Source organism: Nitrospirillum pindoramense (assembly GCF_007827955.1).
Classification (GTDB): domain Bacteria; phylum Pseudomonadota; class Alphaproteobacteria; order Azospirillales; family Azospirillaceae; genus Nitrospirillum; species Nitrospirillum amazonense_B.
Map to the genome: position 1 here is coordinate 311,786 of NZ_VITR01000005.1, position 14,332 is coordinate 326,117.

General features: G+C 62.8%; 8 protein-coding genes and 1 pseudogene. 7 read left to right on the plus strand and 2 right to left on the minus strand.

Translation table 11 applies throughout. The annotated features are described in order from the left end of the window. Positions 1-31: 31 nt before the first annotated feature. Positions 32-1,843 carry a DUF885 domain-containing protein gene (locus FBZ90_RS10470; RefSeq protein ID WP_145731767.1) on the minus strand — a complete coding sequence of 604 codons (1,812 nt, stop codon included), beginning with the start codon at positions 1,841-1,843 and terminating at the stop codon, positions 32-34. A gap of 180 nt (positions 1,844-2,023) precedes the next feature. Between FBZ90_RS10470 and FBZ90_RS10475 the strand changes: the two genes are divergently transcribed. From FBZ90_RS10475 to FBZ90_RS10495, 5 genes are all read left to right on the plus strand, one after another. Further along, positions 2,024-2,713 carry a TetR/AcrR family transcriptional regulator gene (locus tag FBZ90_RS10475; RefSeq protein ID WP_145731769.1) on the plus strand — a complete coding sequence of 230 codons (690 nt, stop codon included), beginning with the start codon at positions 2,024-2,026 and terminating at the stop codon, positions 2,711-2,713. A 429-nt stretch (positions 2,714-3,142) separates the two neighbouring features. Continuing rightward, positions 3,143-5,335: a TonB-dependent receptor gene (locus tag FBZ90_RS10480; protein WP_186455718.1), complete on the plus strand. Its 2,193-nt coding sequence runs from the start codon at positions 3,143-3,145 to the stop codon at positions 5,333-5,335. A 44-nt stretch (positions 5,336-5,379) separates the two neighbouring features. Beyond that, on the plus strand, positions 5,380-7,632 hold the full coding sequence (locus FBZ90_RS10485) for a GH92 family glycosyl hydrolase (protein WP_211101982.1): 2,253 nt from the start codon (positions 5,380-5,382) through the stop codon (positions 7,630-7,632). A 68-nt stretch (positions 7,633-7,700) separates the two neighbouring features. Then, on the plus strand, positions 7,701-8,849 hold the full coding sequence (locus FBZ90_RS10490; protein ID WP_145731775.1) for a phosphatidylinositol-specific phospholipase C1-like protein: 1,149 nt from the start codon (positions 7,701-7,703) through the stop codon (positions 8,847-8,849). A gap of 95 nt (positions 8,850-8,944) precedes the next feature. Then, the gene (locus FBZ90_RS10495) at positions 8,945-10,426 is read left to right on the plus strand and encodes a M20/M25/M40 family metallo-hydrolase (protein ID WP_246130276.1); all 1,482 of its coding nucleotides are present in this window, start codon (positions 8,945-8,947) and stop codon (positions 10,424-10,426) included. 51 nt (positions 10,427-10,477) lie between these two features. On the opposite strand, the gene galE is transcribed toward FBZ90_RS10495, so the two are convergent. Continuing rightward, entirely contained in the window at positions 10,478-11,467 is a 990-nt protein-coding gene (galE, locus tag FBZ90_RS10500; RefSeq protein ID WP_145731779.1) for a UDP-glucose 4-epimerase GalE, read from the minus strand. 368 nt (positions 11,468-11,835) lie between these two features. On the opposite strand from galE, the gene FBZ90_RS10505 reads away from it, so the two are divergent. Then, positions 11,836-13,347, plus strand: a complete 1,512-nt coding sequence (locus FBZ90_RS10505) for a class I SAM-dependent methyltransferase (protein ID WP_145731781.1) — start codon at positions 11,836-11,838, stop codon at positions 13,345-13,347. Positions 13,348-13,539: 192 nt separating this feature from the next. Then, positions 13,540-14,061 (plus strand): annotated as a pseudogene (locus tag FBZ90_RS10510) (ISAs1 family transposase); the annotation flags it as partial. Positions 14,062-14,332: the final 271 nt, after the last annotated feature.

The following is a 14,332-nucleotide window of genomic DNA, read 5'->3' on the forward strand; positions in this document are numbered from 1 at the left end:
GGGGGGTGGCTCTCAAGTGTCTATCCCAGCCTCACGCCTTGCGCGCCGTGATGTAGTCCTGGATGACAAGGGACAGCACGTCCAAGGGCATGCTGCCGGATGACAGGCCGGCATGGTGGAACTCGCGGATGTCGAACTTTGGCCCCAGTTCCTTTTTCGCCTGGTCACGCAGGCGCAGCCACATGGTGTGGCCGATCTTGTAGCTGCAGGCCTGGCCCGGCCAGGCGCAGTAGCGGTCGGTTTCCCGCGTCATCGCGCTTTCGGTGTCGCCCGTCAGTTCGACCATGTATCGCACGGCCTTTTCCCGGCTCCACCGCTTGTGGTGCATGCCGGTGTCGATGACGCAGCGGCCGGCGCGGAACAGCAGAAACTTCAGATAACCGATCCGGCCCATGGGTTCCTTGTCGTAGAGGCCCATTTCATCCGCCAGTTGCTCGGCATACAGGGCCCAGCCCTCGCCATAGCCGGAGAAGAACATGTTGGAGCGATAGCGGGGGATGCCCGCCGTCTCCTGCGCCAGAGCCACCTGCAGATGATGGCCGGGGATGCCCTCGTGGTACAGCGTGGTGGGAAGGGCCCATTTGGGCCATTCGCCGGTGTCGTGCAGGTTGAAATAGATGGCGGCCGGGCGGTTCCCATCCAGCGAGGGCGACTGGTAGTAGGCCAGCGGCGCACCGGCATCGATCTGCGGCGGCACCGGTTTCACCTCCGCCTTGGCCTTGGGCAGGGTTGAGAAGTAGCGGGGCAGATGGCCGACCACATCGGCCAGGCGGACACCCAGGTCGGCGATGAGCTGGGCCTTCCCCTCCTCCGTCTTGGGATAGAAGGAGGCGGGATCCTGGTACAGGGCCTTGATGCGCTGGCCCACCGTGCCCTGGGTCAGCCCCTGCGCCTTGAGCCCGGCATCCAGTCGGGCGGTGATCTCCCGGCCCTGGTCCAGGCCGATCTTGTGCACCTCCTCCGGGGACAAGGTGGTGGTGGTGTTGGCGCGCAGGCCGTCGACATACCAGGCGTCGCCGTCCTTGACGTGCCAGACGCCGGCGTCGTGCGTCGCCTGCTTGCGCGCGGCCTCCACCGCCGCGATCTGGCGGTCCAGGGCCGGCAGCACCTTGGACGTGTAGATGCCGGCGGCGCGGGCGGCCCAGTCGCCCTCTATGCCCTTGGCTTTGGTCCGGCGCGCCACGGAGGCCACCAGATCCGACGTGCCGGCGTCGACGCGTAGGGCGCGCATCTGGGTCAGGGTCGTGTCCAACAGGAAATCCGGCGCCACCACGCCCACGCCCCGGTCATGGTCCAGGCGCTCGGTATCCTGGTCCAGCGCGGTGGCGAAGGCCTCCAGCCGCGACAGGTAGGCCTCGGCGTCGTCCTTGCCGGTGATGGGGTGCTTGGTATCCAGGAAGGTGGGGGTGGACTGATAGCAGCCGGTCAGCTGGCTGATGGCGTAGGGGGAGCGTTCGCCCGGCCGGCCGAAGTCGAAGCGCTTGTACGTTTCCAGGCGGTTGGACAGGACATAGGCGACGCAGTCGTAATTGACGGCATCGATGCCGGCCAGGGCGCGACGGTCGATGCTGGCCAGGCGCCGCATCTGGCTGGCCGTGGCCTCACGCTCCGCGGCCAGGCCGGCGGCGGAACGGTCGGCCAGGCGGCCACGCAAGGCGGACAGCTCCCCGGTATCGAGGCCCAGGTTGGTCGCCGCCTCGGGCCGGCGCCGCAAATCCTCCTGGAAAAAGGTTTCGAGCAGGGCGGTCAGCGAGGCGCCAGCCCCTTGCGCCCACACGGGCAGGGCGGACGACACGGCGACGGCGGCGGTACCGCCGGCCAGGAATTGACGACGATCGATCATGAAGCTCTCCCAACTGTCGAACCTTGTTTTGCGGGAGAGTATGCGCAAAATTTTGAGGGATGAAAGCCGGTCCGGCGCCAGCGCTTGAACACGCCCCGGCCGCCCCCTAGAGTGCGGCTGCGTTTCCCCCCGTTGATGCAATGAAACTCCGGCACCAAAGGCCGCAGCCCAGGACAAGCAATGCCGTCCCGCCCTATCGACGCGACACCCATGCCGGATCTCAGCAAAAAGCAGACGCCGGTCCAGAAGCGGTCCATCGATACAGTGGAGACGATCCTGTCGGCCGCCGCCCTGCTGTTAGGCGAGGTTGGCATTGAACGGCTATCCACCAACCTGATCTGCGCCCGCGCCGGCCTGACGCCACCCGCGCTGTACCGTTACTTCCCCAACAAATACGCCGTGCTGAAGGAACTGGGCGTCCGGATGATGGAGCGGATGAACGCCGCCTACATTGCCTGGGTGAAGGCCAGCCATCCGATGCCGACGCAGGACACGCCGGAGCAGCAAGCCGACCGCCTGCGCCAGATTCAGGAGGTCACCAACGACATCGCGCGGAATTGCCTGGGGGGCGTCTGGGTCCTGCGGGCATTGCGCGCCGTTCCGGCGCTGCAGCAACTGCGCCTGGAATCCCATAATTTCGTGGCCGAGCGGTCCTTTCAGGAAATCCGTGGCCATTACCCGCATACCAGTGACACCGAGTTGCGCCTCGCCACCCGGTTGGCGGTCGAGGTGATGTACAGCGCCACGGAAATGGTGTTCGACGAGCCCGGCCTGGACGACAACCTGATCAACCGGGAAATCGCGGACATGGTCGTCCGCTACTTCGCCAAGTTCGCCGAGCGCGAGGCGGCGCTGGCCGCCGCGAACTGACGCGGCCACCGGACAGGAACGCTTTGGTGGCATCCCGCTACGACCAAGACACGCCTTCCTTGTTCCAATAAATTAAGCAACACCGACATAAATCGGCAATAGTTATTCAGTAGCTTTCGCTACCGAACGACATAGCGCTCAAAAAACGACAAAACATCTTTAGGTGGATTTGGGTCCGGCTGGCATTTGCCCGCCTGTGATTAGCGCATGAACCCGCAATTCGGGCGCGTGCCGCAATAAATCTTGGTCTTTATGACATTCATCCTCTTTCGCGAGGATGATGCTTTGGTGTCATTTTAATTTTTCAATTTTCCTTCCTATCGCCAGGACGCGTCCGCCCTCCCGGCTGGACGTCGTCCCAACCAGAACCGGCCACGCCCATTCCATCCGGATGGGTGAATGGCCCCCTTTGACCTGATGGAGCCCCTTATGCGCCGCCTGCTTATGCTCAGCGCGTCCGTCCTGGCGCTGGCAGCCCCCCTGATCGCCCCCTCGGTCGCCCGCGCCGCCGACGTCACCGCCGCGGATACGCCCGATGCCACGGCCAACGCCGACGCCACGACGCCCGAGTTGGTGATCAGCGCGAACCGGGAGCGGGGCACGGCCACCAATCTGGCGGTGGGCCAGGCCTCACTGTCGGCGGTGCAACCGCAATCGCTGCTGAACAGCCACTTCATCCAGGACGTGGCCTCGCCCATATCCGACTATCTGGCGATCGCCCAGTTCGCGCCCAGCGCCAGCAGTTCCAGCCCCAACGGCATGGGCCTGTCCAGCAAGAACGCCACGGTGCGCGGTTTCCAGGACGGTGAGTACAACGTCACCTTCGACGGCATCCCCTTCGGCGATCCCAACGCCTTCGGCCATGCCACCACCTCGTTCTTCCCGGCCCCCACCCTGGACCATGTGGTGGTGGACCGCGGCCCCGGCACCGCCAGCACGGTGGGCAACGCCACCTTCGGCGGCACCATGGCCCTGTCCTCCAACTCCCCGGCGGAGAGCTTCGGTGGCAAGGCCATGGTGGGCTTCGGCAGCGGCGGCGGCTTTGAAGGCAACGGCGCCGTGAACACGGGCGCCATCGCCGACACCCAGGGCACCCGCGTCCTGCTGGACTATGACCACACCCAGTCGGACGGCTTGCTGAACTATGCCGGCCTGAACCGCGACAACGCCTTGGTCAAAGTGCAGCAGCCCGTGGGCGCCGGCACCACCGTCACCCTGTTCGCCGATTACAGCGACCTGACCTGGAACAACTTCACCCAGCAGACGCGGGCGGCCACCGCCAAGTTCGGCAAGTCCTTCGCCAACCTGAACGACGACCCCAATTCACAGCAATACCGGGACTATAACGTCGACCACCGCAAGGCGGACTTTGAATATATCGGGGTGCAAAGCGACCTGGGCTTCCTGCGCCTCGACAACAAGGCCTACACCTACGCCCTGGATGACAAGGCCATCGCCGGCGCCGACCAGACCGGCGCCACCCCCAACGCGGCCCTGCTGTCCAGCGGCGTGCCCGGTGCCCATAACCAGGGGTATTACCGGGCGTGGGGCGATATCGCCAAGCTGGAAAAGGACGTGGGCGAGGGCTTCCTCACCACCACGATCCGCACCGGCATCTGGGCGGAACATGCCCGCGACACCCAGTTCCAGCAATCCTACAACCTGGCCACCGGGGTCATCACCGCCCTGACGCCCTACCGGAAATTCGGCAGCGTCATCAACAACTACATCACGGAAAGCGACACGACCCAACCGTTCGTGGAGCTGGAATGGCATCCGCTGCCGGACCTGACCATCATCCCCGGCTTCAAGCACATCGACTTCTCGCGCACCTTCCAGGGGGCGCTGAACTTCGCCCCTTACACCAACCGGGGGGATTACAGCGCCGACCTGGGCTCCACCATGGTCAACTACCGCCTGAACGACCAGATGGCGGTGTACGCCCAGTGGGCCATGGGCTTCCAGGCGCCGCAGGTCAGCGTGCTGGAAAGCACCGGGTCCAGCGCCAACCGCGTCAGCCCGCAGCAGACCATCAATTACCAGACCGGCTTCGTCTACAAGACTGACCGGCTGGTGGCCGATATCGACGGCTATTACATCAACTTCCGCAACAAGGTCAGCAGCGACCTGGAAACGGTGAACGGCATCGCCAACACCACGGTGTATTTCAACCAGGGCGGCGTCATCTACAAGGGCATCGAGGCGGAGGTGACCTACACCCTGATTGAGGGCCTGGCCGTCACCGCCAACGGCAGCCTGAACAGCGCCGCCGTCAAGGCCACCGGCCTTCAGATCGCCAACGCCCCCAGCAGCACCCTGGCCTATGGCCTGATGTACGACAAGGACAACTGGTTCGGGTCCTTCCTGACCAAGTATGTCGGCACGCGCTATGCCGGCACCGGCCAGCGCGCCGACAACAACCCCAACGTCAAGCTGCCCGACTATCAGTTCAGCGACGTGGTGGTGGGGTACAAGATGGGCGACCGGCTGAAGGTCAGCTTCATGATCAACAACCTGTTCAACAACCGCACGGCCACCGAGGGCAGCGGCAACCTGACCAACCCCACCTTCTACTATCTGCCGGGTCGCAACTACATGGGCACCGTCACCGTCGGCTTCTGACGATACCTCCTGTCCGCCATCTGCCATCCGACGGAGCGATGCCGATGTTGAAGAAGATGCTGCTGGTCTCGACCATCCTGCTGGCCTGGACCACCGGGCCCGCGCGGGCCGCCGGGCCCAGCGACGCGGTCTACCCCTACCTCGGCATCGACTGGGGCGGGGAGGTGTTCGTGGGCGCCGCCCTGCCCTTCGGCATGGTCAAGGTGGGCCCGGATATGGAGACCTTCGACGGCTTCCACATCGGCTCCGGTTATGCCGGGACGGGACGGGTGCTGGGGTTCAGCCACCTGCACCTCAGCGGCGCCTCCGGCAAGTACGGCAACATCCTGGTGGCCCCCGTCACTGGCGAGGTCATCCCGGCCGACATCAAGTCGGTGCGGGTGGATGAGGTGGCCAAGGTCGGCTATTACGCCGCGACCCTGACCCGCTACCAGACGCGGGTGGAGCTGACGGCCACGCCGCGCGTAGGCCTGCACCGCTACACCTTCCTGACCGGCGGCGACGCCCATATAACCGTCAACTTGGCGGCCATCCTGAACAAGGGGCCGGGGTCGGAATCCCAAAAGTTCCTGGGGGCTGAGCTCAAGGTCATCTCCCCCACCGCGATCGAGGGCGTGGGCCGCTACACCGGCGGCTGGAACGAGGGTGGCGAGTACCAGGTCTATTTCCATATGGAGGTCGATCACGTCCCAGCCCGGGTGCGCACCTGGGCAGGCGGGCCGCCATCCCCGGATGCCACCGCCACGGTGGACGGCGACCAGCCCATCGGCGCCAGCTTCGATTTCAATGCCCAACCGGGCGAGGTGGTGCAGGTGAAGGTGGGACTGTCCTTCGTCAGCGCCGCCCAGGCCCACCGCACTGTGGAGAAGGAGGCGCCCGGCTGGGACTTCGACGCCATCCGCGCCCAGGCGACCGCCGCCTGGGACAGGGCGCTGTCGCCCATCGCCGTGACGGGCGGCAGCGATGACCAGCGCCGCCAGCTGTACACCGCCCTCTATCACACCATGCTGATGCCCTCGGACCGCACGGGCGAGAACCCCAGCTGGACCTCGACCGAGCCCTATTACGATGACTATTACACCCTGTGGGATACCTTCCGCACCTCCGGCCCCCTGCTCACCCTGATCGCGCCGGAGCGGCAGCGCGACCTGGTGCGGTCGCTGGTCGACATCTACCGGCATGAGGGCTATTTGCCCGATGGGCGCAGCGGCAACGACACCGGCCGCACCCAGGGCGGCAGCAACGCCGAAGTGGTAATCGCCGACGCCTATGTGAAGGGCCTGACCGGCATCGACTACAAGACCGCCTATGCCGGCATGCGCAAGGATGCAGAGGTGCCGCCCCAGGACCCGCGCAAATGGGGCCGCGGCGGCCTGATGGAATACAACGCCAAGGGCTATCTCAGCCTGGCCAACGAGCGGTCAGGCTCCCGCACCGTGGAATATGCCTACGACGACTTCGCCATCGCCACGCTGGCCTGCGGGCTGGGGCGACGCGAAGAGGCCAAGCTGTACGCCCAGCGCTCCGGCAATTGGTCCAACCTATGGGACCCCGCCCTGGTGAAGGAGGGGGTGAAGGGCTTCCTGCGGCCCCGCAACCCGGACGGCAGCTGGGCCGAGCCCAACACCCTGAAGCGCGGCACCTGGCCCGACTTCTTCTATGAGGGGGATGAGTGGACCTATTCGCTGTACGCGCCCCATGACGTGGCGCGGCTGGTGGCCCTGTCCGGCGGCAAGGCCGGCTTCCTGCGCCGGCTGGACACGCTGTTCCTGAAGCGGCATTTCGACATGTCGAACGAGCCGGGCTTCCTGCTGCCGCTCTACTACAACTGGATCGGCCGGCCCGACCGCACCGCCGACATGACGGTCTACGCCCTGGAACGGGAATTCCTGGGCACCCACGGCGGCATTCCCGGCAACGACGATTCCGGCGCCATGTCCAGCTGGCTGATCTTCCAGATGCTGGGCTTCTTCCCCGTCGCCGGCCAGGATGTCTACCTGATCAGCACGCCCAGCTTCCCCGAAGCCGACTTGGACCTGGGCGAGGGCAAGCACTTCCGCGTCATCGCCCATAATCTGGATGCGGAGCGGTTCAACCGCTACGTCCAGTCCGCCACCCTGAACGGCCAGCCGCTGGAAACCAACTGGTTCCGCCATGGCCAGATCAAGGACGGCGGCGTGCTGGAGCTGGTCATGGGGCCGGAGCCCACGCGCTGGGGGACGGGCACGCCGCCACCCTCCCTGTCCGACACGACGGCTGACCGGCCCATGCTGTGTGTCCCAGCGTCGCAGCCCTGAGGCCGTCACGGTCCTGAAACCAAACGCGGTTAAGCCTTCGCCCCGAACCCTTTCGAGAAAGCCTTCCCATGCCTCTCCCCCGTTCGCTGCTGCTGGCCGGCGCCGCCACCCTTACCCTTGCCGCGTGCGCCGCCCAGGCCCCGGAGAACAAGCCCGCCACGGGTGCGGTGGCCATGAACCAGATCCAGGTCATCGGCACCCACAACAGCTATCACGCCGGCATCGCCGCCAGCGAGTCGGTGCTGTGGCAGAAGACCCGCCCCGAGCTTTACGCGGCCCTGGACTACCGCCACCAAGCTCTGACGTCGCAGCTGTCGGCCGGGGTGCGCCAGGTGGAACTGGACATCTTCGCCGACAGCAAGGGCGGCCTGTACGCCCATCCCGCCGGCCCCGGCCTGGCGGCGCGGGCGGGCCTGCCGGCGGACCCGCCCTTCGATCCCAACCACCTGATGGACAAGCCGGGCTTCAAGGTCATGCATGTCCAGGATGTGGACTACCGCAGCACCTGCCAGCCCTTCACCGCCTGCCTGGCCGAAATCCGCGCCTGGTCCCAGGCGCATCCGGGCCATGTCCCCCTGTTCATCCTACTGGAAACGAAGGAGGAGACCTTGTCCCTGTCCTTCCCCACGGTGACGCCGGAGGCGCTGACCCCCGCCAGCCTGGACGCGCTGGACCGCGAGATCCTGTCGGTGTTCAAGGCGGACGAGATCATCACCCCCGACCGGGTGCGGGGCGATGCCGCCACCCTGAACGCCGCCATCCGGACGCGCGGCTGGCCCAGCCTGGAGGAGGCGCGCGGCAAGGTCGTCTTCCTGCTGGACCAGCGCGCCATCAGCGCCCGTTATCTGGAGGGTCATCCCAGCCTGAAGGGCCGTGTCGCCTTCACCAACGCCAAGGTCGATCCCAATGGCGTCGCCAGCGACGATGCCGCCTTCATCGAGATGAACGACGGCCCCGGCGATGCCATCACCGCCCTGGTGCGCCAGGGCTATCTGGTCCGCACCCGGTCGGACGCCGACACCAAGGAGGCGCGGGCCAACGACACCCGCCGGCGCGACATGGCGCTGGGTAGCGGCGCGCAAATGGTCAGCACGGACTATCCGGCGTCTGAACCGGCCGCGACCGGCTTCGTCGTCAGCCTGCCGGGCGGTGGGGCGGCGCGCTGCAACCCGGTGACGGCCGGCGCAAACTGCGTCAGCCAGGGGCTGGACCGCTAAAGGCGGCCAGCGGGGGACAGCACGCTTGCCAGGGGCCTGAAACCGTTATCTATTCTTCCTGCTGACAAGAACATCGGAAACGGCAGGCGATGAAGATGATGACGCGATGGGCGGCATTGGCCCCCACCTTGGCCCCCACCTTGGCCCTGGGCACGGCGCTGAGCCTCAGCATGAGCGGCATGGCGTTCGCGGCGGACGCGGGCAAGTCGGTCCCGGGCACCCAAGGCATCACGGTCGACCTGACCCGGCCCGACTGGGTGGCCTTTCGTAACTTGTACCAGCAGCTGGTGCAGACCAACACCACCCTGTCGTCGGGCAGCTGCACGGCGGCGGCCCAGGCCGTCGCCAACCGCCTGACCGCCATCGGCCTGAAGAAAAGCGACGTGCGCGTGCTGGTGCCGGAAGGGCGGCCCAAGGATGGCGCGCTGGCGGCGGTGCTGCCCGGCAGCGATCCGGCGGCCAAGCCCATCCTGCTGCTGGCCCACATCGACGTGGTGGAGGCCAAGCGCGAGGATTGGCAGCGCGATCCCTTCACCCTGGTGGAGGAGAACGGCTATTTCTACGGGCGCGGCAGCAGCGACGACAAGGCCATGGCCGCCGTCTTCGCCGACCTGCTGGTCCGCCTCCGCCAGGAAGGGTTCCGGCCCAAGCGCACCATCAAACTGGCGCTGACCTGCGGCGAGGAAACCAGCGACACTTTCGACGGCGTGCAGTACCTGCTGGCCCACGACCGCGACGCCCTGGACGCGGAATTCGCCTTGAACGAGGGGGCGGGTGGCCGCCTGGACAAGGATGGCAAATACCTGGCGCTGGAAATCCAGGCGGGGGAGAAGGTCTACCAGGACTTCACGCTGGAGACGACCAACCCCGGCGGCCACAGTTCGCGGCCCAGCAAGGACAACGCCATCTATCATCTAGCGGCGGGCCTGAACCGGCTGGCGGCCTTTGACTTCCCCGTGGCGCTGAACCCGGTGACCAAGGCCTATTTCACCGCCCTGTCCCCGGTCATCGGCGGCGCGGTCGGGGCCGACATGATCGCCATCACCAAGGACAACCCCGACCCGGCGGCCATCGCGCGCGTCAGCCAGGACCCGGGCTGGAACAGCACGCTGCGCACCACCTGCGTCGCCACCATGGCGACCGCCGGCCACGCGCCCAACGCCCTGCCGCAGCACGCCCAGGCCAACGTCAACTGCCGCATCCTGCCGGGCCAGCCGCTGGAGGAGGTGCGCCAGACCCTGATCAAGGTGCTGGACGATCCGGCCATCAAGGTGACGGCGGTGGGCGAGCCCAGCCCCGTGTCCCCACCGCCGGCCCTGACGCCCACGGTGCTGGACCCGGTGAAGGAGGTCGCGGCCAAGATGTGGCCCGGCGTGCCGGTGGTGCCCACCATGTCCACCGGCGCCACCGACGGCCGCTTCCTGAACGCCGCCGGCATCGCCACCTACGGCCTCAGCGGCATGTTCCGCGACCCCGACGGCAGCGGCGTCCACGGCCTGAACGAACGCATCCGCGTGCGATCACTCTATGAGGGGCGGGAGTTCCTGTACGCTGTGGTGAAGAAGTACGCGGGGTGAGGGGAGGCCCGGTCATGCCACTGGCCGCCAGGTCCCCAAATAGCCAAGCCATCAACCTTGCAAGGGGCGCGTACCGTTGAGGACGTTGACGGCATGCCGAACCTGCTGCTCCAATTCTGGGTACGCAGGTGCCCATCCAAGCTCACTCCGCGCAAGAGAAGGATCAGCAATCAGAATTGCGGGGTCGCCGGGTCGGCGCTCGGCAATCCGCACAGGAATTGGACGATTGGTCACTCGCGCAACGGTGTCAACCACCTCCCGAACTGAGAAGCCGCAGCCGGTGCCTAGGTTGGCGGTCAAATTTCTGCTGCCTGACAACAGGCGCTTCAATGCCAAAACATGAGCCGAAGCCAAGTCGGCCACATGGACATAGTCGCGGATGCAAGTGCCGTCCGGTGTGTCATAGTCAGTGCCGAAGATGGCGATATTCGGACGCTTACCATACGCGGCCTGCAGCACCAGTGGAATTAAATGGGTTTCAGGCTGATGGTTTTCCCGCAATTCACCTTCAGGATCGGCGCCAGCCGCGTTGAAATAGCGCAGAATCGTATAGCCCAAGCCCTTGGCAAGGGCTATATCGGCCAGTATGCGCTCCACCATTAATTTACTGTGCCCGTAGGGGTTCAGCGGGGCAAAGGGGTGGGTTTCGGGGATAGGGGTGTACAGAGGATTGCCATATACGGCAGCTGTGGAGGAAAAGACGATTTTATCCACGCCATGCAACTGCATCACGCGCAACAGAGCCAAGCTATCCGCCACATTGTTCTGATAGAATCGCTGAGGATCGCGTACGGACTCCCCTGCCTCGATGAAAGCCGCAAAATGGAGAACGGCCTGAGGACGGTATTTCGCAAATATCGCGTCTAAATGTGCTTCATCTTTCAGTTCCCCCTTTTCGAATGGGCCCCATTGCACAGCACCTCCAACGCCATTCGAAAGATTATCATACACTACCGGCCGGAATCCCGATCTGTGTAAATATTTACACGTATGACTTCCTACAAACCCAGCACCACCTGTTACAAGAACGCAATTTTCCATTATGTTGATTCCCCCTTCTCAGAACTACAGTGTTTACCATTACAAAATATGGAGATTAAATAACCGATCTATTTTTTAAAACATGGGTTTACAATGCAAAAAAATATACCGAGCAGACTTGATTATTATCTAATATGAGCCACCCCTCAACCAAAACGCGACAAGATCTGATGGCCTTTTTTGAGACACTTGAAAAACTTCACCAACCCCGCAAATCATAATACCATCCAAAGCGATACTTGACTGCTTGGAGCGACACCCCACATCTTTAACCAACATTTCTTCGGGAGGTGGCCCGTTGATTTGGGTCCCACGGGGACACCTACAACGGCGTTAACTGATGTTGCCACCCCTATCGGGAGTTTCTGATGCCTGGGTCGACGGAAAACGTGAACTTATACGATAAAGGGTTTTATGCTAGTCAAGCCCCCGGTAGCGCGCGATCTGCGGCCATCATTCTGAACCATCTGTTCAAGTGGATCCAGCCACGCAGCGTCGCCGACGTCGGTTGCGGCGTGGGTACTTGGCTGAATGTCGCGCAAAAGCTTGGCGCCACGAAAATTGTAGGCTTCGACGGCGACTATGTTGATCGTTCAGCGCTTCAGATTCCTGAAGAAAGCTTCATCCCTACAGCACTGGATCATGAAATACCCAAGGAGAAATTACCAGAAAAGACTGAGCCTTTTGACCTAGTCATCTCTATGGAGGTCATTGAACACCTACCATACGAGTGTGGGGCCAAATTTGTCAAAGGATTGACGCAACTTGGAGACACAATCCTTTTCGGCGCTGCCGCGCCTTTCCAAGGCGGAACTGGACACGTCAATGAACAGTGGGCTGAGTATTGGGCCGTCCACTTTCGTCGAGAGGGATATATTTGTTTTGATGCCCTACGTTCTTTGATCTGGCAGCAAGACGGCGTGGATTGGTGGTATGCGCAAAATAGCCTAATCTTCACGCGACGCGATTCGATCGCGGCTCAGCGCCTGCCACCGGAAAGCCGGCGCGAGGGAGCACCCCTGAGCTTCGTCCACCCCATGAACCTACTGCGCCAAGTCCTCTACAATTTCCGGACCTATCGGGCCGCCGCTCGGGGCGTCGAGGAACAGGACTACATCGCCAGTGCCAATTCCTGGCGATCGGGAGAAACGACGCCACCGGACCTCACCGCCCCACGGTTAGCGCGGGAAGCACCCGAAAATACCCGCGCAGCGTTTCCCACGACGCGCATGGAACAATCCGAACCCGAAACGCTGCTTCATGATCTGGACTGCGAACTGAAGGGACTTCGGACCGCGGAACAGGACGCTCAACGTCGGAGGGCAGACTGTGAAGTCCAATTAGCGACGGCCCTGCACGATATGGCAATGCAGCAAGCCCAGTTGGAAATAACGACAGCGAATCTGCTTACGGCTCGGGCCGACCTGGAACGGTCGCGAGAAGAAGCGAAAGCCGACAGGAAGCGCCACAGCCATCAAGTTGAGAAGCTGATTTTCGAAAGAAAAAAAGCTGAGATCGCTTTAGCCTTGGCTCAAGGATCCTTAATTGAGTCGCAGCTTCGCCTGAATAGCCTCCATAAAATTATTAATACCATTCATAATGAAAATGAGGAGATTGCGCTTTATAATAGTTCATTACTGGAAGATATTAAGTCAAAAACCAACGATATAAATAATCTTAGAGCATTTGTTTTAAAGCTTGAAGACGAAATGCGGAAAAATTATCGGGATATTTGTGAGAAAAATCAAAAAATAGACGAGCTAATACATCTTTTACGCGTCGCGAATGCGCAAGTAGATGCCCTAGAGTCTTCTCTATTCTGGAGAATCACGGGACCGTTTCGCAAGATTCTCATGAGATTCTCAGGCAATCGGGGATAAAAGCGGAGAGTCAATGTCCGGCAAGCCGGTGAATATTATTTGCTTTAGTCGCAGCCCTTCCTATGGCTTCACCTGAGGAAGAGGCATGGGATTCCGTGACCGGCCCCAGGGGAATCGCATTTGGGAATGAGGGGTAGCGTTGGAGTGTGAAATGGGTTCTGTCTATCGGTCCACAACGAAGGAGTCCGGTCGGTGTCAGGACTGTTTCATATTTCCTTTCAAGGCCTTCCCGATCCACGGGCAGGGAACGCGCGTCGTCACGACCTTCTGGAAATGCTGACCATCGCGCTGAAGGCGTCGATTTGCGGCGCGGAAAGTTGCGTGGCCTTCGCGCTGTTCGCCCGGGACCGGCGGGCGTTGTTTGAAGAGTTCTTGGAACTAAAGAGCGGGCTGCCCAGCCACCACACCTTTTCTCGCATCTTCCGCTTGCTGGAGCCGGTGGCGTTTGCCCGGTGTTTTGAGCAGTTCCTCGGGCATCTGGGAGAGGACGGCGCTGGGGTGCTGGCGATCTCGCTGCGCTGTTCCTTCGACCGTGCCGCCGGCTGCTCGGCGCTGCATGTCGTCACCGCCTTCGCCTCCGGTGCCCGGATGGTGGCGGGGCAGCGGTCGGTGGCGGCGGGCGAGAACAAGATCACTGCGGCGCGGGCGCTGCTGCAGCTGTTCACCTTGAAGAGCGTGCTTGTCACAGCAGCTTGCCCTCAACGTCATGCACGCCACCAAAAACAACAACGCAATCCGCGCACGACGAAAACGCGCCGGTTGGTCCGAGGACTACGCAAAAGCAATCCTCGGTCAAATGCGATGGCCCCGCACCATTGGCGCTAAACCCTTGTACCTATGCCCGATATTTTGCTAATTTCAGTCGAGGTCAGTTTCAAAAGTCCACGCAATAATTCCGTAAAATAATTCCGAAGGTCTGAAAAATCTGCCCTATAATATATTTATCATTTAAAAACCAACATCTTAACCATAGGTAGATGTAGAA

What these genes read in the sequence shown, in the direction of transcription:
- FBZ90_RS10475 (WP_145731769.1), top strand. Translation starts at nt 2,024, where the DNA reads ATGCCGTCCCGCCCTATCGACGCGACACCCATGCCGGATCTCAGCAAA.
- FBZ90_RS10480 (WP_186455718.1), top strand. Translation starts at nt 3,143, where the DNA reads ATGCGCCGCCTGCTTATGCTCAGCGCGTCCGTCCTGGCGCTGGCAGCC.
- galE (WP_145731779.1), bottom strand. Translation starts at nt 11,467, where the DNA reads ATGGAAAATTGCGTTCTTGTAACAGGTGGTGCTGGGTTTGTAGGAAGT.
- FBZ90_RS10495 (WP_246130276.1), top strand. Translation starts at nt 8,945, where the DNA reads ATGATGACGCGATGGGCGGCATTGGCCCCCACCTTGGCCCCCACCTTG.
- FBZ90_RS10490 (WP_145731775.1), top strand. Translation starts at nt 7,701, where the DNA reads ATGCCTCTCCCCCGTTCGCTGCTGCTGGCCGGCGCCGCCACCCTTACC.
- FBZ90_RS10470 (WP_145731767.1), bottom strand. Translation starts at nt 1,843, where the DNA reads ATGATCGATCGTCGTCAATTCCTGGCCGGCGGTACCGCCGCCGTCGCC.
- FBZ90_RS10485 (WP_211101982.1), top strand. Translation starts at nt 5,380, where the DNA reads ATGTTGAAGAAGATGCTGCTGGTCTCGACCATCCTGCTGGCCTGGACC.
- FBZ90_RS10505 (WP_145731781.1), top strand. Translation starts at nt 11,836, where the DNA reads ATGCCTGGGTCGACGGAAAACGTGAACTTATACGATAAAGGGTTTTAT.